This is a genomic window from Leptolyngbya sp. GGD, from assembly GCF_026735145.1.
Taxonomy (GTDB): domain Bacteria; phylum Cyanobacteriota; class Cyanobacteriia; order Leptolyngbyales; family Leptolyngbyaceae; genus Leptolyngbya; species Leptolyngbya boryana.
Window position 1 is genome coordinate 130,697 of the sequence record NZ_JAPQKE010000010.1, and the last position, 23,787, is coordinate 154,483.

The 23,787-nt window shown below is 45.3% G+C and carries 29 protein-coding genes; 21 read left to right on the forward strand and 8 right to left on the reverse strand.

From position 1 onward, the window contains the following. Nucleotide 1 precedes the first annotated feature (1 nt). Nucleotides 2-457: a hypothetical protein gene (locus OU814_RS28390; RefSeq protein WP_268242911.1), complete on the forward strand. Its 456-nt coding sequence runs from the start codon at nt 2-4 to the stop codon at nt 455-457. Here OU814_RS28390 and OU814_RS28395 read toward each other — a convergent pair. Beyond that, nucleotides 425-2,191, reverse strand: coding sequence for a hypothetical protein (locus OU814_RS28395; RefSeq protein ID WP_268242912.1), 1,767 nt, complete (start codon nt 2,189-2,191; stop codon nt 425-427). The genes OU814_RS28390 and OU814_RS28395 overlap by 33 nt on opposite strands. 186 nt (nt 2,192-2,377) lie before the next feature. Between OU814_RS28395 and OU814_RS28400 the strand changes: the two genes are divergently transcribed. Continuing rightward, the gene (locus tag OU814_RS28400) at nt 2,378-2,812 is read left to right on the forward strand and encodes a 3'-5' exonuclease (RefSeq protein ID WP_268242913.1); all 435 of its coding nucleotides are present in this window, start codon (nt 2,378-2,380) and stop codon (nt 2,810-2,812) included. A gap of 63 nt (nt 2,813-2,875) precedes the next feature. Here OU814_RS28400 and OU814_RS28405 read toward each other — a convergent pair whose 3' ends face one another. The 3 genes from OU814_RS28405 to OU814_RS28415 form a co-directional block, all read right to left on the reverse strand. Continuing rightward, entirely contained in the window at nt 2,876-3,376 is a 501-nt protein-coding gene (locus tag OU814_RS28405) for a hypothetical protein (protein WP_268242914.1), read from the reverse strand. A gap of 89 nt (nt 3,377-3,465) precedes the next feature. After that, nucleotides 3,466-3,630 carry a hypothetical protein gene (locus tag OU814_RS28410; protein WP_268242915.1) on the reverse strand — a complete coding sequence of 55 codons (165 nt, stop codon included), beginning with the start codon at nt 3,628-3,630 and terminating at the stop codon, nt 3,466-3,468. Further along, the gene (locus OU814_RS28415) at nt 3,623-3,886 is read right to left on the reverse strand and encodes a hypothetical protein (RefSeq protein WP_268242916.1); all 264 of its coding nucleotides are present in this window, start codon (nt 3,884-3,886) and stop codon (nt 3,623-3,625) included. Before OU814_RS28415 ends, OU814_RS28410 begins: the two co-directional genes overlap by 8 nt. Before the next feature lie 504 nt (nt 3,887-4,390). On the opposite strand from OU814_RS28415, the gene OU814_RS28420 reads away from it, so the two are divergent. The 11 genes from OU814_RS28420 to OU814_RS28470 all read left to right on the forward strand — a co-directional run bounded on the left by OU814_RS28420 (nt 4,391) and on the right by OU814_RS28470 (nt 13,569). Further along, a complete protein-coding gene (locus OU814_RS28420; protein ID WP_017288588.1) occupies nt 4,391-4,645 on the forward strand; it encodes a helix-turn-helix domain-containing protein in 255 nt (84 codons plus the stop codon). Nucleotides 4,646-4,803: 158 nt separating this feature from the next. Continuing rightward, nucleotides 4,804-5,097, forward strand: a complete 294-nt coding sequence (locus OU814_RS28425) for a hypothetical protein (RefSeq protein ID WP_268242917.1) — start codon at nt 4,804-4,806, stop codon at nt 5,095-5,097. A gap of 200 nt (nt 5,098-5,297) precedes the next feature. Then, the gene (locus OU814_RS28430; RefSeq protein WP_268242918.1) at nt 5,298-6,095 is read left to right on the forward strand and encodes a hypothetical protein; all 798 of its coding nucleotides are present in this window, start codon (nt 5,298-5,300) and stop codon (nt 6,093-6,095) included. 12 nt (nt 6,096-6,107) lie between these two features. Beyond that, complete coding sequence (locus OU814_RS28435) at nt 6,108-6,602, forward strand: hypothetical protein (RefSeq protein WP_268242919.1); 495 nt, start codon at nt 6,108-6,110, stop codon at nt 6,600-6,602. Further along, nucleotides 6,599-7,033: a hypothetical protein gene (locus OU814_RS28440; protein WP_268242920.1), complete on the forward strand. Its 435-nt coding sequence runs from the start codon at nt 6,599-6,601 to the stop codon at nt 7,031-7,033. The genes OU814_RS28435 and OU814_RS28440 overlap by 4 nt, the downstream gene beginning before the upstream one ends. 323 nt (nt 7,034-7,356) lie before the next feature. Continuing rightward, the gene (locus OU814_RS28445; RefSeq protein WP_268242921.1) at nt 7,357-8,649 is read left to right on the forward strand and encodes a hypothetical protein; all 1,293 of its coding nucleotides are present in this window, start codon (nt 7,357-7,359) and stop codon (nt 8,647-8,649) included. A gap of 26 nt (nt 8,650-8,675) precedes the next feature. Next, nucleotides 8,676-9,401, forward strand: coding sequence for an NUDIX hydrolase (locus tag OU814_RS28450; RefSeq protein ID WP_268242922.1), 726 nt, complete (start codon nt 8,676-8,678; stop codon nt 9,399-9,401). A gap of 2 nt (nt 9,402-9,403) precedes the next feature. Further along, entirely contained in the window at nt 9,404-10,768 is a 1,365-nt protein-coding gene (locus OU814_RS28455; RefSeq protein WP_268242923.1) for a pentapeptide repeat-containing protein, read from the forward strand. An 827-nt stretch (nt 10,769-11,595) separates the two neighbouring features. Next, the gene (locus tag OU814_RS28460) at nt 11,596-11,829 is read left to right on the forward strand and encodes a hypothetical protein (RefSeq protein ID WP_268242924.1); all 234 of its coding nucleotides are present in this window, start codon (nt 11,596-11,598) and stop codon (nt 11,827-11,829) included. A gap of 594 nt (nt 11,830-12,423) precedes the next feature. Continuing rightward, the gene (locus OU814_RS28465) at nt 12,424-13,242 is read left to right on the forward strand and encodes a pentapeptide repeat-containing protein (protein WP_268242925.1); all 819 of its coding nucleotides are present in this window, start codon (nt 12,424-12,426) and stop codon (nt 13,240-13,242) included. Nucleotides 13,243-13,248: 6 nt separating this feature from the next. Next, nucleotides 13,249-13,569: a hypothetical protein gene (locus tag OU814_RS28470; protein ID WP_268242926.1), complete on the forward strand. Its 321-nt coding sequence runs from the start codon at nt 13,249-13,251 to the stop codon at nt 13,567-13,569. 78 nt (nt 13,570-13,647) lie between these two features. Here the strand turns inward: OU814_RS28470 and OU814_RS28475 are convergent, their stop codons facing one another. Continuing rightward, nucleotides 13,648-13,830 carry a DUF4278 domain-containing protein gene (locus tag OU814_RS28475; RefSeq protein ID WP_268242927.1) on the reverse strand — a complete coding sequence of 61 codons (183 nt, stop codon included), beginning with the start codon at nt 13,828-13,830 and terminating at the stop codon, nt 13,648-13,650. A gap of 194 nt (nt 13,831-14,024) precedes the next feature. On the opposite strand from OU814_RS28475, the gene OU814_RS28480 reads away from it, so the two are divergent. The 6 genes from OU814_RS28480 (at nt 14,025) to OU814_RS28505 (ending at nt 17,935) form a co-directional block, all read left to right on the forward strand. After that, the gene (locus OU814_RS28480) at nt 14,025-14,357 is read left to right on the forward strand and encodes a hypothetical protein (RefSeq protein ID WP_268242928.1); all 333 of its coding nucleotides are present in this window, start codon (nt 14,025-14,027) and stop codon (nt 14,355-14,357) included. Between the two features lie 193 nt (nt 14,358-14,550). Then, nucleotides 14,551-15,135 carry a hypothetical protein gene (locus OU814_RS28485; RefSeq protein WP_268242929.1) on the forward strand — a complete coding sequence of 195 codons (585 nt, stop codon included), beginning with the start codon at nt 14,551-14,553 and terminating at the stop codon, nt 15,133-15,135. 29 nt (nt 15,136-15,164) lie between these two features. Beyond that, nucleotides 15,165-15,941: a hypothetical protein gene (locus OU814_RS28490; protein ID WP_268242930.1), complete on the forward strand. Its 777-nt coding sequence runs from the start codon at nt 15,165-15,167 to the stop codon at nt 15,939-15,941. Next, a complete protein-coding gene (locus OU814_RS28495) occupies nt 15,938-16,129 on the forward strand; it encodes a hypothetical protein (RefSeq protein ID WP_268242931.1) in 192 nt (63 codons plus the stop codon). The genes OU814_RS28490 and OU814_RS28495 overlap by 4 nt, the downstream gene beginning before the upstream one ends. 110 nt (nt 16,130-16,239) lie before the next feature. After that, nucleotides 16,240-16,845, forward strand: coding sequence for a hypothetical protein (locus OU814_RS28500; RefSeq protein WP_268242932.1), 606 nt, complete (start codon nt 16,240-16,242; stop codon nt 16,843-16,845). Between the two features lie 58 nt (nt 16,846-16,903). Next, the gene (locus tag OU814_RS28505) at nt 16,904-17,935 is read left to right on the forward strand and encodes a metal-dependent hydrolase (RefSeq protein WP_268242933.1); all 1,032 of its coding nucleotides are present in this window, start codon (nt 16,904-16,906) and stop codon (nt 17,933-17,935) included. An 802-nt stretch (nt 17,936-18,737) separates the two neighbouring features. On the opposite strand, the gene OU814_RS28510 is transcribed toward OU814_RS28505, so the two are convergent. Both OU814_RS28510 and OU814_RS28515 read right to left on the reverse strand, forming a co-directional pair. Next, a complete protein-coding gene (locus OU814_RS28510) occupies nt 18,738-19,346 on the reverse strand; it encodes a DUF4760 domain-containing protein (RefSeq protein WP_268242934.1) in 609 nt (202 codons plus the stop codon). 270 nt (nt 19,347-19,616) lie between these two features. Beyond that, nucleotides 19,617-19,838: a hypothetical protein gene (locus OU814_RS28515; RefSeq protein ID WP_268242935.1), complete on the reverse strand. Its 222-nt coding sequence runs from the start codon at nt 19,836-19,838 to the stop codon at nt 19,617-19,619. A 7-nt stretch (nt 19,839-19,845) separates the two neighbouring features. Between OU814_RS28515 and OU814_RS28520 the strand changes: the two genes are divergently transcribed. Then, nucleotides 19,846-20,622: a hypothetical protein gene (locus tag OU814_RS28520; protein ID WP_268242936.1), complete on the forward strand. Its 777-nt coding sequence runs from the start codon at nt 19,846-19,848 to the stop codon at nt 20,620-20,622. Next, nucleotides 20,519-21,478, forward strand: a complete 960-nt coding sequence (locus tag OU814_RS28525; RefSeq protein WP_268242937.1) for a hypothetical protein — start codon at nt 20,519-20,521, stop codon at nt 21,476-21,478. The genes OU814_RS28520 and OU814_RS28525 overlap by 104 nt, the downstream gene beginning before the upstream one ends. Before the next feature lie 15 nt (nt 21,479-21,493). Here OU814_RS28525 and OU814_RS28530 read toward each other — a convergent pair whose 3' ends face one another. Beyond that, nucleotides 21,494-23,566, reverse strand: a complete 2,073-nt coding sequence (locus OU814_RS28530; protein WP_268242938.1) for a beta strand repeat-containing protein — start codon at nt 23,564-23,566, stop codon at nt 21,494-21,496. Nucleotides 23,567-23,787 lie beyond the last annotated feature (221 nt).

Consider the following 23,787-nt stretch of genomic DNA (forward strand, 5'->3'; position numbering starts at 1 on the left):
GATGGCAACCTATGGGCTTCGTGATCACGAAGTATTTTTTACTGAGCTTGAGTGGCGAGATAGTGAGTCCGGAGAACGGATTCTAGTCGCAAAAGTAACGGATGGTAAAACTGGAACACGAGAGGTCTACCCATTTTATCCAGAATGGGTAGAACGATGGCAACTCTGGAATAAGAAGCTTCCTAAGCTTACTGCACGAATCAATCAGGATTATGGCGAACGAGTTTCCAGAACATTCAAACGCGCAGGAATTCCCTTTGTTCCCTATGATTTGCGTCATGCTTATGCAATTCGGATATCAGTAGTATTCAAGTTACCTGTCGCAGTGGCGGCTGCTTATATGGGGCATAGCCCAACAATTCATTGGCAAACTTATAATCGTTGGATTAGCAAGGAACAGCATCAACAGGTTTATGATGATGTGCTAAAAAATGAGGATAGACCTAAGCCGCCTTAGCCTGCCCGAGTTCAAATTCATTATCTCACCCCGCAGTGAACCGTTTTCCCTTAAATTAGACACCATTCCAGTTAATTCGTGTCCTACGTAGCGCGTAATTACAACTACTAAATCGCACTCAGAAATCTTTTTTTTGAGACGGCTTTGATCAATCGTCTTCTCAGAAAATGGGGGGATTTCGACAACGTTGTTTAGCCCAGATTTTTCAAGTCGAGACAATACACAGTTACGCATTCTTTGGTGTCCTCCCACGATCGCAATACGAAGATTAGACGAATCTAGCCCTGAACTATCCGGTGCTACCCATCGAGGAGGTTGATGGATGTGAGCAACCTTGAATTGGTTTTGAAGCCAGTCTAGCTGCTCTTGCAAATCCCAACCCTCGAATTGCAGGTCATCACGCTCATCAGAGATAGATTGACGTGTTTGTTCTAGCTGCTGAATGCATTGATTGAGTTGTTGGTTATCATCTTCGAGGCACTGTTCATAATCTCTTCCCCACCTTTGAGATTGTCTTGTTTCTTGGCTGGCAAGTTGTAACGTACTGAGTAATTGGGTAGATTGAATCATCTGAGTACGAGTAGCCTGAAGCTCAGTTTCTAAGGCAGTAGAATGCTCCATAGCTGCATTCCGTTCTTGAGAGAGAGCAGCGATGGAAGCATTTAGGGTTTGAATTCGGTTGCTCGATTCAGCTGCTTGTTGATTAGCAATTTTGAGATCATGACGTAAGCGCGTTAGGTTTTCAGCGGTTTTTGCATTCTCCTGTTGCTGAATACTAATTTGGTTCTGAAGCAGAACGATTGTTTCTAACTGCTCCCGTCCTTCAACTTTCGCTTGCTGTGCTTCTTCTAGCTGGAGTTCTAGATTTCTCAGATGCTCTACATTATGCTGCTGCTCTAATTCCGTTTGGATTAGCTTGTTATGATATTGAGCGATTACAGCTTCTAACTCTTGATTGCGCTTCTCTTGCTTTGCTCGGTATTGTTCTCGCTCTGACAAAAGAGAGGACTTTTCCTGTAATTGAACTTGAAGGTCTGATTGTACTCTCTGGGCATCGCGAAGAAGAGTTGCCTCCCAAACTCGTTTTCTATAAAGCAAAAACTCGACCAAGACCCAGACCAATAAAGCCACATTCAGAGACAGCATTGAATTCACAAAGTAAGCTTTATGAGTGCCACTCGTACTGAAAGGATTCTGTATCCAACGCCAATAATCATTTAGAAATGTGGGCGGAATACCGCGAACATAGTAAACGCGCCCAATAATTTGACCTGAGTTTCTGTTACCAGTTGCGTCCCGATTTTCTTCGTGTGGACTCTTAAAGCTTTTTTCCGTTTTTATTGGGGGTGGATTCATTAAGAAATCGTAGGAACTTTGAGGTAAGCTCTCCACCGTTAAGCTCGATCTCCACTGGTTCTTCGAGTTTGAAGCAAAAAGGATTTTTTGACCAGGGCATTCAGTTTGAGTCGTTGTGCAGTCTGTCACGACAAGTCCGAACAGCCCATAATTACTGTCCACAGTACGCTTTAGCTCGTCAGTGTCACCTTTCATTAAGGCTAATGACAACTTTGCAGGTGCTATGTGAGACAAAATATTAAGGTCAACTGTTTGAACCCGTCGTATTGTTCCATACCAGTAGCCCTGATAATCACTAGTATTGATTACTGTAGAAATTCCGAAACCTGTAGCGATTGCAGTCATCAAACGCCATAACGGACGAGTAGATCGTTTCATCCTAGGACTCCCTTAATCTGGCAGGGTGTGGCAAAGAACGCTCTCATATTGAAAATCAAATAACTAGTCGCATTTGCTACACTTAACCCCTCAGAATGGCTGCATTACTACCCCATATCCGGAGATCCTAGAAAAAAGTTCAGTAATGTTTACAACCCACAATAATTCTGATTACCTCTTCCAAAATTGATTCGACTTCCCAGCTTTAGAAAAGAGACAGAATATTTGATCGATCGCGCGAAAAGCTTCAATGCTCAAGGAATCGCCTGGAACGAAATGGCGATCGTCTACCGCTCTAAATTCATGGGTGAAAATATTTACAGTGAGTTTGAACAGGTCGGCATTCCGATCGAATGGGTGAATCGTGACAGCGAGAGCCGCAATTACAATCCCACTGCTCAAAGCATCAAATTAGTAACAATGCACTCTAGCAAGGGATTAGAATTTCCGGTGGTCTTCGTTCCGGGTGTGGGATTTATGCCGACTAAAGATCGCTCCCCTGAAGAAGAAGCGAGATTGCTTTATGTGGCAATGACAAGAGCGATCGATGAATTGGTGATGACGTGCGATCAAGAGTCAGAATTTGTTCAAAGGGTTCAGGCTGCCATAAACCGAATCTAAGATAGTTCAACAAAAAAGCCTGTGGAGTAGTAGATGCGATCTTTTCACAGGCTTTGAAGCAATTTAACGGGTTTCCCAGTGACCCTCAACCCAGCGACGACCAATACCTAAAAAGCCGCGCTCGTAGTGTCCAGGAATCCAGACTCTACGAATATTTTGGCGATTTCGATCCCAGCGAGAATCGATAGGGCGATTTCGATCCCAGCGGACGTTATCACGACGATTCTGCTCCCACCGAGAATCATTCCGTCGAGAACCATCTTGCCGCCGAAGTTCATTCTTCCGAAGCTGCTCACGACGAATCGCCTCTCGTCGATCGCGATTTCGTCGATCCTCGTGTCGTTGATTGCGATTCCGATGATCTTTGTATTGCTGGTTGCGGTCACGTTGGTTATCGTAGCGTGGGTCGTTGTTCCACTGCTCATCGTGATCGTCGTATCGTTGGGCTACGACGACAGGGGGGTGTCTGTCAAGTTGATCAGTTGCCGATGCAGATCTAGTCAATGCAGCAGACATTCCGAAGGGCAGAGCAAACAGCACGATAGCAAGTTTGCGGTTCATCATCAAATACCCTCGCGAGACTTTAAGTTTGCAGACTTGAAAACCCAAATAAGGTTCTCTTAATTCACAATTCTTAATTGAGAGAGCTGAAATCAACACCCACTGTTTCTCAGCTTCTCTTCCAGCCACTCCCGCAACAGTACAACTTTATCCTTGCCTTCTCTCGCTGCATAAATCGAGAAACGACGATGCAGAGATTCAGGCAGATCCGCAGTGAAGCGGATCATTTTTTCCTTGGCGGGTTCTGTTTCACTCATCTGGAGATCGTCCACACTGGCAAGTTCTCATACCGCTCCAGGACTGACCGCAATCTGGACAAGCGTTCTCTAGCTTTTCTTCGTGCCACCATTTTTCAGGTTGGCTCAGCCCAGTGAGGCGATATAACCAAGCATCATCATTCTGTCGATACCATATTGCTTCGATCGGTCCTCCCTGTTGAATCGGAACTACCCAAGCCGGATCGCCAAAATCAAACTTGTGATCTGGAAATAGAGGTCGGGTCGGTCGCGGCATGGGTGCTTTTATTACGGGCTGAAGGGGTAGTTCCTGGCTCAATCGTCTTTTCATGCATTTTTTGTCTTAAAAGTCTTTCAAAGACAGGCAGACATGGACAGGCTTCACAGGTTGGGTGAGAACCAGGTCGATCGCATCCACATACGGGCGACCAATCTTCTAAAACCCTGTGAACGGCTGAGCGATATCGGGCTGCGGTTTCCTGTAGAAGAGAAGCAAGTCTCAATTGGAACTCCAGATTAGAATAGAGGAAATTTGCTGACGAACAAAGTGGCGATAAAACCCTGAAGGCTATACGCCTGTAAGATTGAATAGGGCTAACATGACCTTAGTTACTTTCTCATCAGGATTATATTATTAGATAATATATTATAAGAAAATACAATTCTAGATTCTTCGATCTTGTAATTTGTTACAGGTTCAAGTAAAAGATTGTTGAATCTGAATACGGTTGGTGTATCAGACAATTACTTATGACTCACATATGAAGCAGGTCTATTGGCAATGAAGTTCGCGAATGCTTTTAGGGATACAATGTTTCGGTTTAAACTGACCGGACTTGAAATTGCTGAGAAAACTGGTTTAACTACTACACAAATTAGCCACTTTCGCAATGGAATTAAGAATCCAAGAATAGACAGCGTAGAGAAGATTCTTGAGGTGTTCACCCAAGAGCAGCGCGAATATATGCTAAATCTGGTCGCTAAAGCCTACAAGGATGAAACCATTGCTTCTGAAGCTGCAAAGGAAGAAGAGTAGGTTTAGCTTCAATTCACGATCAAGCCGAATCTCGTCCCTTGTCATCGGCAGGGGATTTTTTATTGTGCCATCGTCACCTTTCCCTTTCCGTGATTATACAAAAGTATAATAGATTATATTTTCCTATAATCCACTCGTTCTAAATGGAAACTCATCACATGAAGACTTCTCAAGAGGTTGCTGTGAAATTGACGATCGAAGATATTCGCTATGCCCGTCATATTGATCTTGCCGCTCTAACTGGGTTTGGAGCGAGTGATTTTGCGGCATGGACGAAATCGAGAGGGCTATCAGAACGAAGCTTAAACGTGCTTGCTAAACGGCTAGGAATGGAGAAAACAGACCTGCTCAAAGGGCTGGAATTGAGAAGACAAGATGCTGCACTCGCAAGAAAGGTACAGGAACGAATCAAGCAACTCATTGGAACTGAGCCTGAGAAAGCAGCTTCTTAATCTCTCAAGCGTTTGACCTTCAGAAAGTAAACGCCCTACCTGTTTGGAGCAGATAGGGCACAAGTATCTTGTTTTCTAAATTATGAATGCTTAATCTTCGCCTACTCACTCGACATCTATCCAGAGTGAAAAATCTTCACTGTCTGTAGTAAATCACACACAGCCTTCATTCAGTTCGATTACGATTTCAGAGGTGCAAGATGTCTAAGCATTATCCTCTGACTGCTGAACTGGCTCAAACGCTTCGTGCTGCCAAATTAACTGCCGCAGAATGGCGACTCTGGAGCTATTTAGTGACGATCGATCCCTTTGGTGAGCATTACCAAGACCTCGATCTACTAACCATACTGACCGAGTGCAATCTTTCTAAGCCAACGTTCTATAGAGCGATCGCACGACTTCAAGAACTAGGACTATTCGATACTCAACCTGCCAAGATTGCGTTCCGCAACTTAGTCGGAGCTAGAAAACTTTTGACAGAAAATAGTCTCAAAAATGAGACAGAAGTTTCAGAAATGAGAAAGTCGTCTCAAAAACGAGACTCCAGTATCAAAAATGAGAAAGTCGTCTCAAATTTGAGAAAGTTGTCTCAAAAGCGAGAAAATGAAGCGCTAGAACCCGCACCAGATATAGATTCTGGAGCGCCTCATATAGATCAGAAAGATCAAACTGATCCATCTCTCTCTCAGATCCCAGAAGCAGAGAGAGAGAAATTTGAAAAGTTTTGTTTGAAGAAAATAGAAGAATTACCAAAGCGTCCAACTTTACCGAAGCGATGGATCGAAGCCCACCTCAAAACGTTGTGGGATCAGTTCCAAATTGAGCGTTCCGCCGCGCCCGTGCCCGATATTGACTGGTCAGTACATCCGCTCCAAAACGAGTACCTTGCAGCCCTAAATGATGAGGGGTTGGGTTGGATCGGGTTATGCGTTGATCAAGCTGAGAAGCGGAGGCGCAGATCGTTCTATGAATGGGCGCAGCAACAAGGCTTGTACTAGGGAGGATTCATCATGTCTCAACTCCCTCAATTTCCTAGAGAACCGATTTCTTCTCCAGAGCAACGGCACGATCGTCAAATGTGGCGACCGGAATGGACTTGTTTTTGCTGTGAAGACAGTGGCTTCATTGCAAGTAGTCTGATGCCCCTGATCGTCCCGGATTACCGACCCAATGAGGATAAGTTACCGCTTTGCCAAAACTGCTCGGCTGGGAACTGGGTGCAGGGATCATCGCCAGGAGTTTTGGGAACGATTGATTGGCGGTTTAAACGCGAGATCTGTGCCGAACTCGATCGCATCAATCGAGAACAATGGCGCATTACTTTACGGAACCAGTTTGAGGCGAGACGGCAGGCTTTAGCGAAAATTCAGGACTTGACTCAGCAAATGAATTTGAGGAAGCGCGATCGCACTTGGCAAGAGACTCAGAAAGCTGAACAAGATCATCAGCAAGTGATTCTAGAACCGGATGTCGATCAAGCTGAGAAGCCAGAGGGAGCGGTATGAATTATCGTCTTTCTTCTGTCTGCGAATCACCTGCGGAATATGAATCACAGCCTGATCAGAAGTTGGTTGAACTCGCCGGACATCAGCGCGACTCAACTCGGTTGCAACTGAATCTCTTTGATCAGGAGGAGTCGGAATCGTCCCCAAATGGACACGCTACAAAAAGAGTGCTGGGGGGTGAAGATGACACTACAGGTATTAAGAAAAGACCCCCCATCACACATTCTTGTGGGTGGATCGAGTTTCATACCGTGCGACGTAAACGGAAGAATGGGGATATTTGGGAGACGAAACAGGCTTGGTTGCACTGGGAAGAGAAGGGACAGAAGCGCTCCCGGTATATTCCCAAGGCGAAATATGCGGATGTGGAGAATTCGGTTTATGGAGTGCGATCGCCGATTGGGGAAACGTTGAAATTGTTGGAGAAGTGAGGCGAAGTTTTCAACGCTGGAATTCAATCGAATTTTTCCACTTGGGAAATTATGTAACGAAAGATGTAGTGACCGAACTGTTCACTAAACAGTTCGCAGTAAGCTACAGTATCACTGAACAGAGAAAAAATGCTCTAAAGTTTTCTAGTTGGAGGATGTAAATCTCAAACTGGAGGAATGATATTCAGGAACACAATTTTTATTTCTGCGTCGGAATAGTCTAAGCTTCAGGCTATTGCTTGGTTCGAGTGTAGGTGGGTGCAATGTTGAAGTTGTAAAAGCTGCATCTTGTACTACTCAGGTCTCTGAGTAGATGTGAACTCATGAATTTTAAGAAGCTTTTGGATGGAGAGAAGCAACCTCTTTGCTTTATTGAGTCCTTCGATTCGGTTAGATATGCGGAACTGTCAGAAAGAGATTTAAATAAGAGAAGAGTTCAAGCGGAGATTGAACTGATTTACTCACTCTTGCTAGGAAGGCGTATAGTAGTGCCTGAACCTCATAGTTTTGACTCTACTGGTTTTTTAGAAATTGTCACTGATGCACTGAGAGTGTGCCCCCGAAAGTTAGACAGAGAGTGGATTTGTTATCCTTTCCTCCTCTGCCCTCGGCAGGGGTATGCTTCATATCGTAGGATGATTTCCTCATTCTTCGAGAGCGAGAATTTTGTTCTTTCTGCACTTCCTGGGCTGAATCAAGACACAAGTCTAAGAAACAGGCTTGCTGGAATGTTAGAAAATGATAGCTTTACCAAGATTGAAAGGGAGATGGCTTCTGATGGTTCACTCTTGCACTTCTTTTCTCAAATTCAGGAGCTGGATCACTACTTTTCAGAACGTTACTTTGAGAACGAGGGAAAGCTTACTGCTCGAAATCTTGGTTCTGCAATGTCTGATTACGTTAATAACCTAGCGAATGCTACTAATCTTCCTGATCAATTAATGGATCAACCAGAATTTAGAGGATTAAGAGAAGGATTACTTACCTTGATCGATAGAGGTGTAGATGTTACTAGGCGAAGCAATGTACGCATTGAAGGACGACAGTACATTGATGATGATGAAATCTACTCTGGTGTAGTTGAGTATGTTGATAGCTGCTACAACGCTGTGATCTATAAGGCAGTGGGAGCGCAAACAGGTATCTTAACCACAATCGAGTCTACGACCAGCGCGTATGTCATTCTGGCTCAGAATCTTAGTGAAGAAAGTGCAGAACTTGGAGAGCGAGATCAAATCAGAATCTCGATTACAGGCGACGACTTATTGCTAGAAAAATGGATTCGATCACGAAAAAGCAGATGGAAAGAGATATGGGAGATTATGCAGAACGACGAGTGGATCTCAAGCGTTAGAAACTTTTTAGGGGCGAGTGAGGAATCCAAAAGGCTAGCTTATGTAGCACATACGAAAAATCTGCAAGATCTTACACAAAAATCAACACATTTTTCGTTTGAAGAGACTGAAGAACGTGGTCAAGAGATGCGGGCAATTTGTGAAAGCGCAGAAATTGCGTCTTTTGAACATCTATTTGAGCCAGATGAACACTTGAACGATTTTGATGATGAAAGTGATGATGGATATATCGACGGATCTACTCCTGGCACAGACTTGTAGTACAGCACTAACCTTTTAACGAACGTATGACCTCTCACAGTAATCACTATCTATCGCGTTTACCAGAACAGTTTCGCTACTTAGGCAACTACAAATCAGGAGAAATTGAAATTGCGACTGATTCAGAAGTTATTGGGACAGTTCAAGCAAAACTTCGATCTAAATCTATTGCTTCATCAGAGTCCGCTCCGCAGGCTAGTGAGACTGGAATTGTGTTTGAAGATGATTATATTCTCGTGATTCGAGATCCTGTCATCTTCAAGAATGGACAAGCTGGAACATATCTCAGAATTATTGAACGAGCATCTTTGACGGGTAAAGCTGGAGTTGTCATGCTCCCTGTACGAGACAACTTAATCTACCTCAATAAAATCTTTAGACACGCGACTCGGCACTGGGAATTGGAATGCCCTAGAGGATACAGAGAAGAATCTCAGACTCTTGAAGAAGCTGTAGAAACTGAGCTTTCACAAGAACTAGGGCTTGAGATTGATGCTGTCTACAATCTTGGAGAGGTTTACTCGAATACTGGACTCCTAGCAGGTTCAGCACAAGCTTATTTTGTTCGATTAAAGCCAGGAGATGCGGCTCCTTGTCCTGAAGAAGGAGAATCCATTTCGGACACCGTAACGCTCACCACTCAAGAGGTCAAAGCTAAGATTCGTAGTGGTGAGATTCGCGACGGATTCACGCTTTCAGTATTACAACTTGCTCAAGCTCATGATCTACTGACAGATGATCGGGGTATCTAGCCATGCCTGACAATTATTGCAATATTCTTGCTGAGGGCGTTAATCGATGGAATACTTGGAGATTAGAAAATCCTCGAATCAAAAAGCCGAGTCTTAGAGGTTTGCGGCTTGACCAACTAAAAGGTGTCTCTCACCTAAATAACGCAAATTTTCGCGGAGTTGATCTCTCAAAAGCTAATTTAGCAAGAGTCAGTCTGCTTAACGCTGATCTAACGGGTGCTAACCTCAGTAATGCCAATTTGAGAGGAGCGATTCTAACGGGTGCAACCTTCAATGGGGCTATACTCTACCAATCTGATCTCAGCTTTGCGGAATTAGGAAATGCCAACCTTGTTCGTTCTCTGCTAGTTGAAGCAAATTTCAGCCATGCAAAGATGCAAAAGGTTAATTTTCGCCGAGCAGATCTTTGCTCGGCTCAGCTTGATTATGCAGATTTAACAAATGCAGATCTTAAGTCAGTAAAGGCGTTAGGCACTTCATTTGAGAAAGCAATTCTTACAGGAGCTTGTATTGAGAACTGGCACACGCACAGTGCTACAAAACTAACAGATGTAGTTTGTGATTACATCTATTTAAAGGAAAGGCAAGGAGAGCGCCGTCCGAGTGACCCTAACCAGGTATTCTGCTTAGGAGGGTTTGGCACGCTCTTCCAAAAAGCTCTTGAAACCGTTGATCTCATCTTCGCAGATGGTATCGCCTGGCAAGCCTTTTTCCAATCTTTTCAAGAACTGCGATCGCAATACAATAATCTCTCCATCCAAGGAATTGAGAAGAAAAGCGGTGGAGCCTTCGTCATTCGTTTAGAAGTGCCGCCAGAAGCGGATAAGGCAGCGATTGAGAGTCATGCAAAAGAACTCTATGAGACGAGACTACAACTCCAAGAACAACGCTATCAAGCCGAATTACAAGCCAAAGACGGTCAGATTTCGCTATACCAAGAACAACTCGAATTTCACCGACAAAACAACACGAATTTAATGGAGATTGTCAAAACAATGGCTGAGAAAGAATCCCCTAAATATGACTTTCGCGGTTCGAGCATTGGTAACTTTGTTGATACTGCCCAAGCAGGTAGTCAAATCAGCAATGTTCAATATGTCAACATGAGCCAAGACCTCACCCAAGCGGCACAGCAAATTCAGGATTTATTGCAACAGCTTCAGAATCAGGGTGTTACGGTCGAGGATGCTCAACAGCAAGTCTCGACGGAAATGGCGAAGCAAGCGGAGACAGACCCTACCCTGATGGGAAAAATGGTGCTGTGGAGTAAGGCGATGGCAAATAAAGCCAGTGAGACAACCGTGAGTGAAGCAGCTAAGATGGTTCTTACACTGGCATTGAAGGCAGCAGGCATTCCCCTACCATAAGCGTTGGTGCTTGATTACCTAGATTGACAACGGTTGAAGACCCACATCGTATCACCGATGAGAGGATTGCTCTCTGAAATTGATTGCCTTCTGTTGTAATAATCACGACTGCCTAAACCGTTGATAAAGGCGTATTTGGGGACGATGCTTTCCCGTCCTAATAGCATTGAGGCAGATTTGAGATTGCTATCAAAGAAGTTGATTATAAAGCTATTGTCCTGCCAATTCTCGGAAGTAGCCCTAGTATCTGCAAGTGAGGTTGAGCCATATCCCTGTGACTGTGAGAGATTGAACCGATATAATTCGTCCTGAGACTTGCTTCTAAGGACAGCCGTAGCATAAACTGTCACACTTCTCGAAGTAGGTGGTCTGAAAACTAACTCAAATCCCTTTCCATTTCCATCTCGGTATACAGCCTGAGTTAGTTTTCAATTCTGGGCATAAACGGGAGTCGCCAGAACTATTGTGCTGATTGCAAACAATACGACGCTTGGTTTCATTTCTAAGTACCATCACTAATAAACCGTGATTGATTATACTACTCTTGATTTTTTTCTAACGTCTTCGCAGGAATAGCCTGATTTGTTACGGAAATGCAACTGAATGGAAAGCAGCAGTTTTATGCTGTCAATCTACGAACAAACAAAACAGGGTAGGAAGAAATCATAATGTCAGAGAGTTCCCATCCATTCACACTCGAAGACTACCCGCAATTCGCTCAACATTTCATCGTTGGACTGGCTTAGAATGATTCGCAGGAGAGCAGGCATTTGTTTATTGGTATAGGAATCTCCCCTACTCTTAAATTTAATTACCCTCTTCTAGTTATGACCCTGAGAGAATTGATTGATGCAGAACTTGATCAACTGAGTGAGCAGGAGCTTGATGAGCTTTACAGAATTGTTCAGCAATTTGTCATTCAGAGGAAACAATCAAATAAGGGTGGAATCATGAGCCGACTGAGACAGATTAAAGTGGAAGCTCCCGAAGATTTTTCAGCGAGCCTGGATGCGTACATGAATGGCGAAAAGCAACTCTCAGAGCAATCAGATATTCATTGATACGCTATGCAGTGTTGCGAACACGATAAAGAGCGAAGTAATGATGGGGATGTTCAACCACTACAGAACTGGAATGGCAGTCTACGATCTCTGTCACCTGCCCACAATTCGATCGCAGTAGTCAGCATTCACGGCAGAACTGAAAGAGTTCATCACTGAGCCAAGTTTAGATGAGGGTTCGGATGTATTGCACTCCTTTGGTAGATTAGTTTGGAAGCTGACAGGTATTCCGCTTCAGTGGTTGGCTTATCCGACAGTGAGGAAGCATGGGCAGCGGTTTGCTGAGACGGGGTGTATTCGCAGCAGGCGGAATTGTGAGGGGCGATGTTGCGATAGAGATTATTAATTAACCACAGAGAATTCTGAAATACTCAAGGAATTGGCTGTATCAGTTGAGTATTGAGTCTCCATTTCAACGATGACGCAACCAACGCCCCCAGAATCGACGAATAATAATTCAGAAAAAAAGCTAGAGTTACAAAAAAATACAAGTCCTTCATTGCCTTCAGCCGCAAAGTCTCGTTATGAGAAAAAGAGATCGCCGCTTCACAGATTTTGGAACTGGGCAGGCTTTAAGGAAAAAAGCTGTGGGATGTGTTGCAATTGTTGATTGTGCCGACTGCTTTGGCGATCGGTGCGTTCTATTTGCAAGAAACGTCGAAACAGAGAGATTTGGAGATTGCCCAGGCGAATCGGGAAAAGGATCAGCAGATTGCAGACGATCGAGCGAAACAGGAGACGCTGAATCGATATTTTGACCAGATTTCGACGTTGTTATTTGATCGGGGGCTACGGACTGCGAACGCAGATGATGAATCTCGAATTGTTGCACAGGCACGAACGTTAACAGCTTTGAGAGAACTGGACGGAGAGCGACAAGGACAACTCATCAAGTTTCTACATAAAGCGAAACTCCTTCAAGCGAAAAAGCCAGTCCTCGATCTTAGACAAACGAATTTAAGAGAAGCAAATCTGAGTGGAAGCAACTTATCTGAAATCGATTTAGCTGGGGTTGACCTAGTTGGGATCAACCTATCTGAGCTAAATTTACCTGATACGGATTCAATTTTGTCAGCCGAGCGCAAGATGGGGAATAAGGAGCCGTCTAGAGTGATGATTTTTCGGTCTTATGAGAATCTTGCAAGATTGGAAAAGACAAATTTAGATGGAGCAAATTTGAGCGGAACAGACTTACGTGCAGCAAATTTAAGAAGAGTGAATCTTAGTAGAACAGACCTTAGTAAAGCAGATCTTAGTATGGCGGATCTCAGAGATACAAATCTAAGTTTCGCTAACTTGAAGGACGCAATTATGTTTGAGCCAATTCTAGATGGGACGCTGCTCTGCAATACCATAATGCCCGATGGTACAAAGAGCGATCGCGATTGTGACAAACTCAAACCTAAGAAATGAGCTTTGATGACTGCTGACCCTAGCACAATTAGCAATCCCAACGATATGAGCGAAACCGAATTTCATCCCTGCCCCATCTGTTCAACTCCAGTACCACATTGGGCGCGATACCCAAAGTCAGTTTGCAACAACTGTTTCGATAAAGCTTGTGACGATCAAGGGCGAAAATTGGGCTTCTATAACGTCTCATTCAATGGTGGATTCAAAGCCGTAGTGGTTGAGACTAGCGAGGAGAATGAAAACCACATCTGCTACATCGAAGGCGTAAAGTGCTGGGCAGATGAAGCGCGGTTTGGTGGAATTGTGATCCAGCCCTTTGAAAGTTGAAAACCATCACCCTACCGCTGAGGAACGCGATCTCGGATAAAGTGAGGGTGAGATCGCGCTCCTGATTGTTTTAAAGCACTAGCAAGCAAAGTAAGCTGATCCCCGATAGGTCAAGGTCTGACGTTGCGATGTTGCAAGTTGAGGAGCCGCAGAATTTTGTTGATATTTGACTCCTCGGTAAATAAGGGTCGGGTTGGAGGGAGCCACTTGAGCGCTGGTGGAGTTGGAGTCGTAAGAGCAGCCACGATATTTCAATTGCATGATAGATCTCCTTGGGGGTAAGTAGAGGCATGAAAGAGAGCAAAACTCAGAGGGTGTTATCGCTCTCTTGATTACTTCCACGATGAAGTTCTGAAATTTATGCAGCCAGTTTGGAAATCTGCGCGATCGCTTCTCTTCTGTCGATCGCTTTCTCCTCATCGGGCACTTTGACAGGAGCAGTTTTGTACTATCTCATGCTGTCGATATACGAACAAACCAAACAGGGACGAGGAACGCGATCGCGCATTCTGGCAATTCTCAATGAGACAGACGGACTTACCCGCAACGAATTAGTTAAGAGATCGAGACTGACCTATGAACAGGTGAGGCGACAGACCCGAAACTTACACATTGCCGGAGTGATTGAGTCTCGATTAGTTGAGGGAGAGCGACGATACTATCTGAAAAAGCCTTCTGCGTCGCCTGTATTGGTTGGATTTCTTCTGCTCGCATGGTTGCCAATTTTGCATCCAACGATCGAGATAGAGCCTATTAAGATATCTCCCTATGATCAGCGGGATTCCTAACTGAGAGTGAGAATTAACTGTAAATAATTACAGTGAGAAAGATTGAACTTGCTCAGTTCAATTGTGAAACATTCCGATTTCTGGTCTTCATCAAGTCTTTACGGTGGTTGGTCAGAATTCCGGTAGAGTCTCGGACACGAATTTTTTTGCGAGACTCACATAATATGCACAGTTGATTCAAATGTTTTCCGCTATGACTGACCAGAATTCCGCCACTGCTAACCAGAATTCCACTACTGAGATGCAGTACCGACCGGACGAAGTTCAACGAGAATTTGATATCAAATCTGCTCAGTATTACGAGCGATTAAAGTTTCTCGGCATCAAAGCTCACAAAGATGAAAAAGGAAAGGCTTACCTCGACCAATCACAATTTGATCGAATGAAGCGACTCGATCACCACATTCGAGAAACCGGAGAGATGGACGGATTTATTGATAGTGAAGGTGGAGAACTTGCACCTGTAAATTCTGCTAACCTCGCAGCAGTAGAAGGTAGCGACCTGGCAGAACCGATCCCCGCAGTGGAAGAACCGACGATCGAGAATGGTTTGGGCAAGCAAATCTTTCGAGCAGCCGCTGAATTGAAGGCTTCCGAATTGGCAATGATTCCGCAAGTCGTTCGAGAAGTCGCGAACCGGATGACCAAGGACGATCTACCTGAAGACCTTAAAGCGCAAGTCGAACGTACCGAGGAGGCAACTCGCCCAAATTTTCATCCAAGCGCGATCGCGGACAAGTTAATGGAACAACTGCGCCAGAGTCGCCAAGTGGCGTAAATGACGATGCTCTAAATAAGGTGTGTGCTGTGGTCGAATCCGGTCACAGCGTTCTTGTCATTGGAGAAGCGGGATCAGGAGTAGATGATCTCGCTGTTTCTGTGCGCGATCGTTTTGAGGGTGAATTTACCTGTGCCACCGAAACCTATAAGGGCACGACGAAAATCTTCTTCAAGTCGCTGGCTGAACAGGTTGGATGTCCGACTGAAACTGAAGTCGGAGAAGGCAAATTCAAGCCGATGAGCGTTGATGAGATGAAGGATGAAATTCTCTCGAATGCTTCTGATGATTGGCTCTTTATCCTGCCTGAAGCGAAACGACTTCCTGCAAGTATTCGGTACTGGTTGGAAGATGCGATCGCATCCGGAGTCAGAGTTGTCGCCTTCAGTCCAATCAATCCTGGTCGTGATGTGTTTCTGCGAATGTTGGAAGTTGAATTAGAACTGCCCTCCGATGCTCATATCCGTAGTGTGATGACATCGGAAGCGCAGAGACTCGGATTGCAGATTGATCAGTCGAGAATCGCGGAATTGCAGCCACTTGCAGGACGGAATCCGATGATTGCGCGGAAAGTGATTCAGCGCGAGAAATTGGGGATGAAGCAAGACAAAGTGGAACACACTCAGGGCATTGTCATCATGCCGATTCTGGTTGCTGCACTGTTCTCGTTTGCGGTCGTGCGATTTGTAGGACTGGGAACTGGAAATAAAGGACTATACATTACAGGAGGCGTGTGTTTGACCGTAGGCATGGCGTTGAAGCAGTTGAGTAGAGTTTCGGGGACTAAGAGGAAGTTAGGGCAGTGAGGACGTTGGATCTATTGCTGAAGAAGTTTGATGAGTATGGGTTTGAGGATTTTACGGTCTTTGCCGATTCTGTTGTCGTGCTGTTTGCGAATAGCGATCAATGGGAGGAATTACCGGATTTGGTTAGGGCTGAGATTCTTGAGCTTTTGGGACGGCAGCTTGAGAATGTGCAGCAACGCGAAGGATGACCGTCAGAACTTCTGATCTTCATGGCTCTTTGATTTACAAATTAATTCTTTGCATTACCCAAGACTGATTCGCAGACCTACAATTTAGTCATCGTATCGATGGTTTTATCATGCGTACTTTTTCGACTGTTCTTGCGACGATCAGTTGGATTGGACTCAGCAGCATTTCCAGTCCGCTCAATGCGACGATCGTTAGTAACTTTGAAATAACAGTTGATCGATCTTTTGATTCCGATCGACTGCCGCCAGTCGGAACAAAGGGTTTCGGAACTTTGACGTTCGATGAATCCCAAATTCAGTACAACGAGAATAACTTTTTCGATCCCTATGCACGACCACCGTTTGGCTACTATGCTCAGAGACCAACTAGCCTCTCTCTTGATTTCTTCAACCGTCGCTACACACAAGTGAACGACTCCTCGATTGGTCGTTCTACTACTTACTTTTCATTCAACCAAACCGATACAGGAAGCTATCAACTCAAGGGTTTTCTGGTTGGCACGAGTGATGAAAGTTCATCGCTTGCCATATCGAGTAATGGCTTTGCCGCTGCATTTAATAATACTGGTCTCGCTTACGGCACGGTGCAATTGACGAGTTCTGAGGTAATCCCGGAACCTAGCGTGATCGCAGGAGTTCCGGTTGCCTTGATGTTCGGCTGGCTTTCCCACCAGAAGTTAAAACGTAGACGCTCTAAGACGATCGTTCTCAAATAAGGCTGTACTAGAAACAGCGAGGGCAATCTAGAAGCAAGTTTCAGAACTCTTGCTCCTTATGATGTCCGTGACTCATGCCGCGATCGCAACCGCAGGTACTTCCCTAATCCTCGGAACCGCTGACCCCCTAGCACTCTTCCTATCGCTCATTGGATCACAGATTCCAGATTTAGACACCTCCACAAGTTATGTCGGGCAAATCTTCTTTCCTGGGAGTCGATGGCTAGAAGCGCGATTCCCACATCGAACGATCACACACTCCCTGATAGCCACTGGATTACTTTGCGCGATCGCTCTCCCAATCGGCTATTTCACCAACAATCTCCTAATCTGGCTCTCCCTGCCACTCGGACACCTGCTAACCTGCATCGCTGACTGTTTCACCGTCAAAGGCGTTCAGTGGTTCTATCCAGTTCCCGCTTGGTGCTGGAGTGTGAGCAATCCGAAACGGAGAATCACGACTGGGGAGCCGAGCGAGTATTGGGTTTTAGTTATCTCGATCGCGCTTCTCGTTGTGGGATTGCATCTTGGGAGCAGTGGCGGACTCACTCAGCAGGTTACGACTGTTTTGGGCATGACCGATGGAGCGATCGAGGTTTACAACAAGAAATCTCCAACTCATCACGTTTGGGCAGATGTAAAAGGGATTTGGGCAAGCGATCGCACCCGCGCTGATGGAAAATACTTCATCGTTGCCAATGAAGGCGATTCATTCATCGTGACGGATGGTAAGGGCGGATTCTTCAAAACGGGTCAGCAGATTTTGACAGAGCGGATTACTGCGACGATCGGCAACCCTGCCACCACCCAGTTACAAACGATCTCATTCATGGATGAGGAGATCGCGCCGAAACTTCAGGAGATTGCAGCCTCACAGCCCAACGCTTTGATTTTGCTCAGTGGCTCGATCGTGGTTGACCTGCCAGAGAATGTGAGAATTCCGATCGAGGCAGATCGATTGCAAACGGCGAAAGTGGCGGATAAAACGGTGATGATGACATTTCATCCAATTGAATTGGCTCTACAGCAATTGGGTGAACAGTATGTAACGGGGACGTTGACGGTGAAGGTGATTAGTCCGCGACCTTAATAGAGATATGCACAAATGCGATAGGGATAAAGTTATGTATGTCACGATTAGCACACTTTTCATACATAGATAACCTCCGAAAACCTCTATAATTCTTTACTGGGAAATTACAATTAACACCAATAAAATTTCCTATAGAGAAGTTTTCGCAATATGAGATTTTGTCACTTAAATAGCTCTACAAATTAGGCAACTGAAATGCGTCACACCAAAATCTTGCCCAATGGTATCGCTGTGATCTCGACGACTGCAAGCTCAGTATTCTTTGTTCAGGCATATCCAGCTAACGCACGTGTTCCCCTAAAGCCAGCAGTGAGAACACTCCAAAGAGTAGTGCCACTATTAGTTCAACAAATTAGAAATAACGGTCCAAAGGTCAGAGATAGGTTCTTAAGAGAGGTTCCAAAGGGAGCTGGGATGAAGCCGGCAGACAGTTGATTCTGCGCTCTACACTGGAGAAGCAGCAATGCGCCCAGCCTTCAAATACAACTCAAGTACCTTCAGCCTCTTGTCCGAAGGAGTAAGGGAATAGATTTAGCTTCTGCACAAAGAATGGCAAGCATTCAAATATCTTACTGAATGCTTGCTACTCGGTGTTGATATCTCAACATTAACTAGCAAGTTTAGAACCCTGCATATCCTTCAAGACGCGTAGTTTCCATTTTATTTTCCTCAAAGGTAAAATTCAAAAGGGAGAATCCCCTTCTTAAATACAGAGAGACTGGCAACCTGAGTAGCATATGTGTGATTATTTCTTCTGGACTCAAGATGCGAATCCGGTTAATTTCTGAATTTTTAATTTCTATTTCTTCCATGTATCGCATAAATCAGTTAGATTTCTGAAAAGCATATCGTTTCCTTTGTCACTACGAAGCTTGGCTATCCAAATGCTAAAAGTAGAACAATACGTCAGCACTATACTTCTGTAGTATTTGTACGCTGTTCCTTCATCAATGATATCTAAGCGAACACAAAGAGCCATTTCTTCTAAGAAGTTAAGAGCATCTAGAAGATTAAGCTTCAGATCTAGATCAGCGTCCAGCGCATTTTGAATGATATCTGAGTTTCTGCTTGGCTGATTGGTATCTAACATTTCATGAATTTTATACGCAGCTTTTCTAACAGGATCAAAAGATGGATCACTCCATCTTGAGATGTATGATGTTGTTATATCGAGGCGTTGAGATGCAGCGTTCAATCTGATACTTTGACCTACATAAAATGCACTTCCAACACCAGCACTGGTTCCAAGTGCAGTCGCCAGAAAAGTCAAAGTTTGTCTATCTTTCTCCGAGGATGAATGGAATAAAAAGGTGAACCCAGCCGAGAGAACTACTCCTAAAAGTCCCACCTGTATGGGAATAGTTAGCTTGATTTTGCCCAGATTCCCTGGACTATCGGGATTAATCATGATTTGTCAGCTGCTTTAAGGTTGTGGGAGTTTAGACTTCGATCTGCTTTTCTTCTACGAAATATTACTTAGATGAGTTTCTGGTTCCGGAGAGTTTACTTATTCTTTAAAGAAATTAAGTTGAGTAATGAAAGCAGATGGTTGAACTAGCTCTGAATTCCTAAATACTTCAATCTACAAGTTCTCGTGCTGGCATTTAGAAACTAAAACTATTTATTAGTCGCCCAAATATAAAGTTAAATCTTGATTGTTACGTAAAGGGCATACTAACTAGAAGTGATTGCCCTCGTCCTCAATGAATTGATCGATAATCCTCACAGCCTTTCTTCTTGCAAGCTGTACCGCCCAAGCCCAAAACCCAACTCTTACCCCAAGCCCTTCTCCCGTCCCCAGTTCCACAACTTCACCCGCTTCCGACACCCGAACAAAGCGGTTCACCCTGGAATTGAGCCTATCCGCGCCGGAAGATTTGAAAGTTCGAGAGGGCGACATCGTCGTGATGGGTCAAGTATTAAGCGATCGCACTCGTGAACGCCAACGATTAGAAGCGCAGAAAGCCCAAGTCTTAATCCAACTTGATCGACTCAAACAAGCGCCAATCAAACCCCTCGCACCCAAAGCCGCATCAGGTATTGCCAATCTTCCAACCCCATCATTTCTAGAGGAAGAAGCAGAAATCGATCGTAAACAAGTTGCCCTTCAGCAAGTCGAGCAGGACTGGAACCGACAGCAGCGCAAAATCGATTTACTGCAAGGCTTCAATTCAAGTGATCTTCCCCCTAGCACTCTGCCCCACGAACAAGAGAAACTGCGGCAACGAGAGCGCGATGTGAAACAAGCCAAAGCAGAATTAGAACTCTCAAGAGCGAAACTCGATCGCGCCAAGGAAAACTATCAATATCGGCAATACGAGCATTCGCTAGAAATCAGTAAGCGCAGCATCGACCTTGAACGTCAGCAGCAAGAATATCAGCGACAGCTACAAGAACATGAACAGCAAGAGCGCGATCGCGTTTTCCAACTTGCTCAAGTGAATGTGCAACTTCAAAACTTAGAAACACAACTTACCAACTTATCGATCGTCAAGAGTGCCTACAATGCCAAAGTTCAACGGGTTAAATGGAAAGGTCAGAATAATCAAATTCTCACTGTTGAACTTACTCTTATTGTCGGTGATTTGCGAAACACCCCTCGCTCAAAGCAAGCCAGTTCCAACGACTCAGACGACCCAAAGCCAGAAACGCCCCCCTTCCAATCCTCAAATCCTCAAAGATGAATCAGAGCCGGAAGAGTCGAGCGAGGAAAAGACCGAAGACCCCGATACCATCAAAGCCGATGAGAACCCGCTCAATCCGGCTGGAGACTCACTCGATCGCTTAATCCAACTCCGCATCAATGATGACCTCTGGAAAGGAATGCTTGGTGATTTGCCCTGCTTGGATATGTCGGATGCATGTATCCAGCAATTGCAGCAAAAAGCGATCGAGACTTCCCCCGAACTGAAAGCGATCGATGAACGAGTGCGGGTGATCGAACAGAAAGTCGATGAGGCAAAGCGTAACAACATCAAAACGGTTCAGCTTGGTGTGTTTGAACCCTTAGTGCAGTCCTGGCTCAAAATCGAAGATGTTCCAACCGTTCCGGGTCAGCCAGCGAGAAAGAAAGGCATTCTCAATCGCATCGGGGATTTGTTCTTCGGCAATACGCTCAGTTCAGTGAATGAGATTCTTTCCCTTGTCGGTGTGCCCTTATTCAGGAATGCGACAGGTGGCGATGCTGCTGCTCAAAGTCGAGCGATCGCGATCGGAGATTTGCAGGTCAAACTTGCCGAAATTCAAAACAAACGGGGGGAAATTGCCGCGAAGTTGCGTGAGAATGTCATTTTTCAAGTTCTCGACTTTGATCAAACCCGTCGAGAGTTTCAAATCTCTCAAGAAATCGCTCGTAGACAGGCTTTGCAGCACAAATTAATTGAGCTGGACTACAGATTAGGAAACGGCGAAACAACGCAGTTTTTAGGCAATCTCAGCGCATTGGACAAACAAAAAGCCCAAACTTTTCGAGAATGGGCAAGACTGCGATCGCAAATGATGCGAATTAAACTGATCGTTCTAGGAGCGGGCGAGAATTAGCACCTTGTTCACGTTTTACTGAATCACGACATTATTCCCAGAACCACCGTCGAGCACGTCGCTCCCAGGACCACCGAGAAGAACATCATCCCCAGGACCACCGAGAAGAACATCGTTGCCATCACCACCATTAAGAATGTCGTCGCCATCGCCGCCATCTGCTGTCAGCCCAATCACAGCAGGAAGAGAACTGGCTTCGACGACATCATTACCAGCGAGTGCATTAATCGTCAGTTTGTCATTGTTACTCTCTGCTCCTACGATCGCAATATTCGATGCTAATCCAATCACATTAACGGCATTGCCAGATGCAGCCAACACTACGACATCATCAGCGTTCGTGCCATTGATAATGATCGAATCTTGTGCCCCGTCTCCTGCCCCTAAATTGAGGTCAACTTGACTCAGATCGGTGCCTGCTAGGTTGTTGATCGTAATGGTATCTGCCCCGCCCAAGGCATTGAGTTCCAACCGTTCTACATCATCAAAATCCATCGTCACGTTGGCAACATTACGGAACAACCGAACTCGACCCCCATTTGCAGATACGTCAAACGTCTCAGCAACGTTTGCACCGTTGAAGCGTAGGGTGTCGCTGCCTGCTTGCCCCTCGACTACATCGTTGTCATCCCCTGGGTTCCAGATGAAGGTATCGTTGCCCGCTCCCATAAATGCGGTATCCGTGCCATCTCCGCCGTTGATGAGATCATTGCCCGCACTGCCAAAGAACGTATCGTTGCCAAGTCCACCATTGAGAGCGAGTTGCATTAAGTTCGCTGCTAAGCCACTGGCGTTGATGGTATCGTCTCCGGCTAAGCTATTCAAGGTAAGGGTGTCTGTTGTTTCAGCACCAACGATCGTGACATTAGCAGCTAAACCTGCGATCACAATCCCGCTGCTTGATGAACTTGCCGTAATCGTATCATTTCCATTCGTCCCGCTAATTGCGATCGTATCGACTTGACCATCACCCGTGCCATTGTTTGCCAGATTCAGGGCAATTTGACTCAGATCGGTTCCAGTCAAATCATTTACCGTGATGGAGTCAGCACCACCGAGCGCATTTAGGTCGAGCCGTTCTACATCATCGAGATCCATAACAATGTTGCCAAGGTTACGGAAAAAGCGAACTCTCCCCCCATTTGCAGAAGCATCAAACACTTCATTACCATTGGAGCCATTGAAGCGTAGAGTATCACTGCCCGCTTGCCCTTCCACGACATCACTGCCATCGCCAGGGTCCCAAATGAAGAGGTCATCGCCAGCACCCAGAAAAGCAATGTCGTTGCCACCATTGCCATCGACGATATCATTCCCGTCACCGCCAAAGAAAGTCTCTACACCTGCTCCGCCAAGCATAGTATCATCGCCTGCTCCAGCATCGACGGTGAATTGCACCACTGACGCAGGAAGGGTAGAGCGAATCGTGTCATTTCCTCCGAAGGTGTTGATCGCTAACGAATCCGTTGCTTCCGACCCTTTGACATTGATGATTGCAGACAATCCGCTGATGGAATAACTGCCAGTGCCTGTCCCCGTAACATCAATCGTTTCTGCGTTATTCGTTCCATTCACAATCAGACGATCAAATGCTCCATCCCCGCTGCTAACACTGCCCTCTAAATTGAAGTTAATCGTGCGGAGTGCGGTTGTAGCTAGAGGATTAACCGTAACGGTATCTGCTCCACCCAAAGGATTGAGATCGAGTTGCTCAATGCCGTCCAAGTCTACTACACCGTTGCCAAGGTTGCGGGTGAGGCGAACTCGATTAGAATTGGCAGAAACATCGAACTGTTCAGCGTCAGCACTTCCTGTAAATTGCAGAACATCGCTGCCTGATCCTCCAAAGAGCCGAGTCGTAGGCAATGCACCGAGGGTTGTATCTAAGGTAATCGTATCGTTGCCGCCGAAGCCCAATACATCAATCTGTTGGGTACGCGAAGCAGAGGGGCGAGATCCGAAAATGGAGACGGCTCCATCATTGATTAAGAGTGCGCCCGACGCATCTCGACTCACCTTAATGGTGTTATCGAGGTTGTCGCCCAAAATTGCCAGGTACCCGCCCGCAGAAAAAGCGAAAATTGCCATAATATTTCTGGGAAAAATAGATTGGATAGAACTGAAAAACGAGCACTCCAGAAGGTGGAGTGCTGTAAGAAAGTACACGGTGCGATCCTGGATTTTATGCAAGGAGCTGAGGTGCTACAGTCGCCCTATTCCTCAATTTTGCCGTTAAAGAATTGCCAGATTTGTTCAATTGCCCCGATATTCTTTAATTTCAATCGAGGCATTGGACAAAATCTCAATTC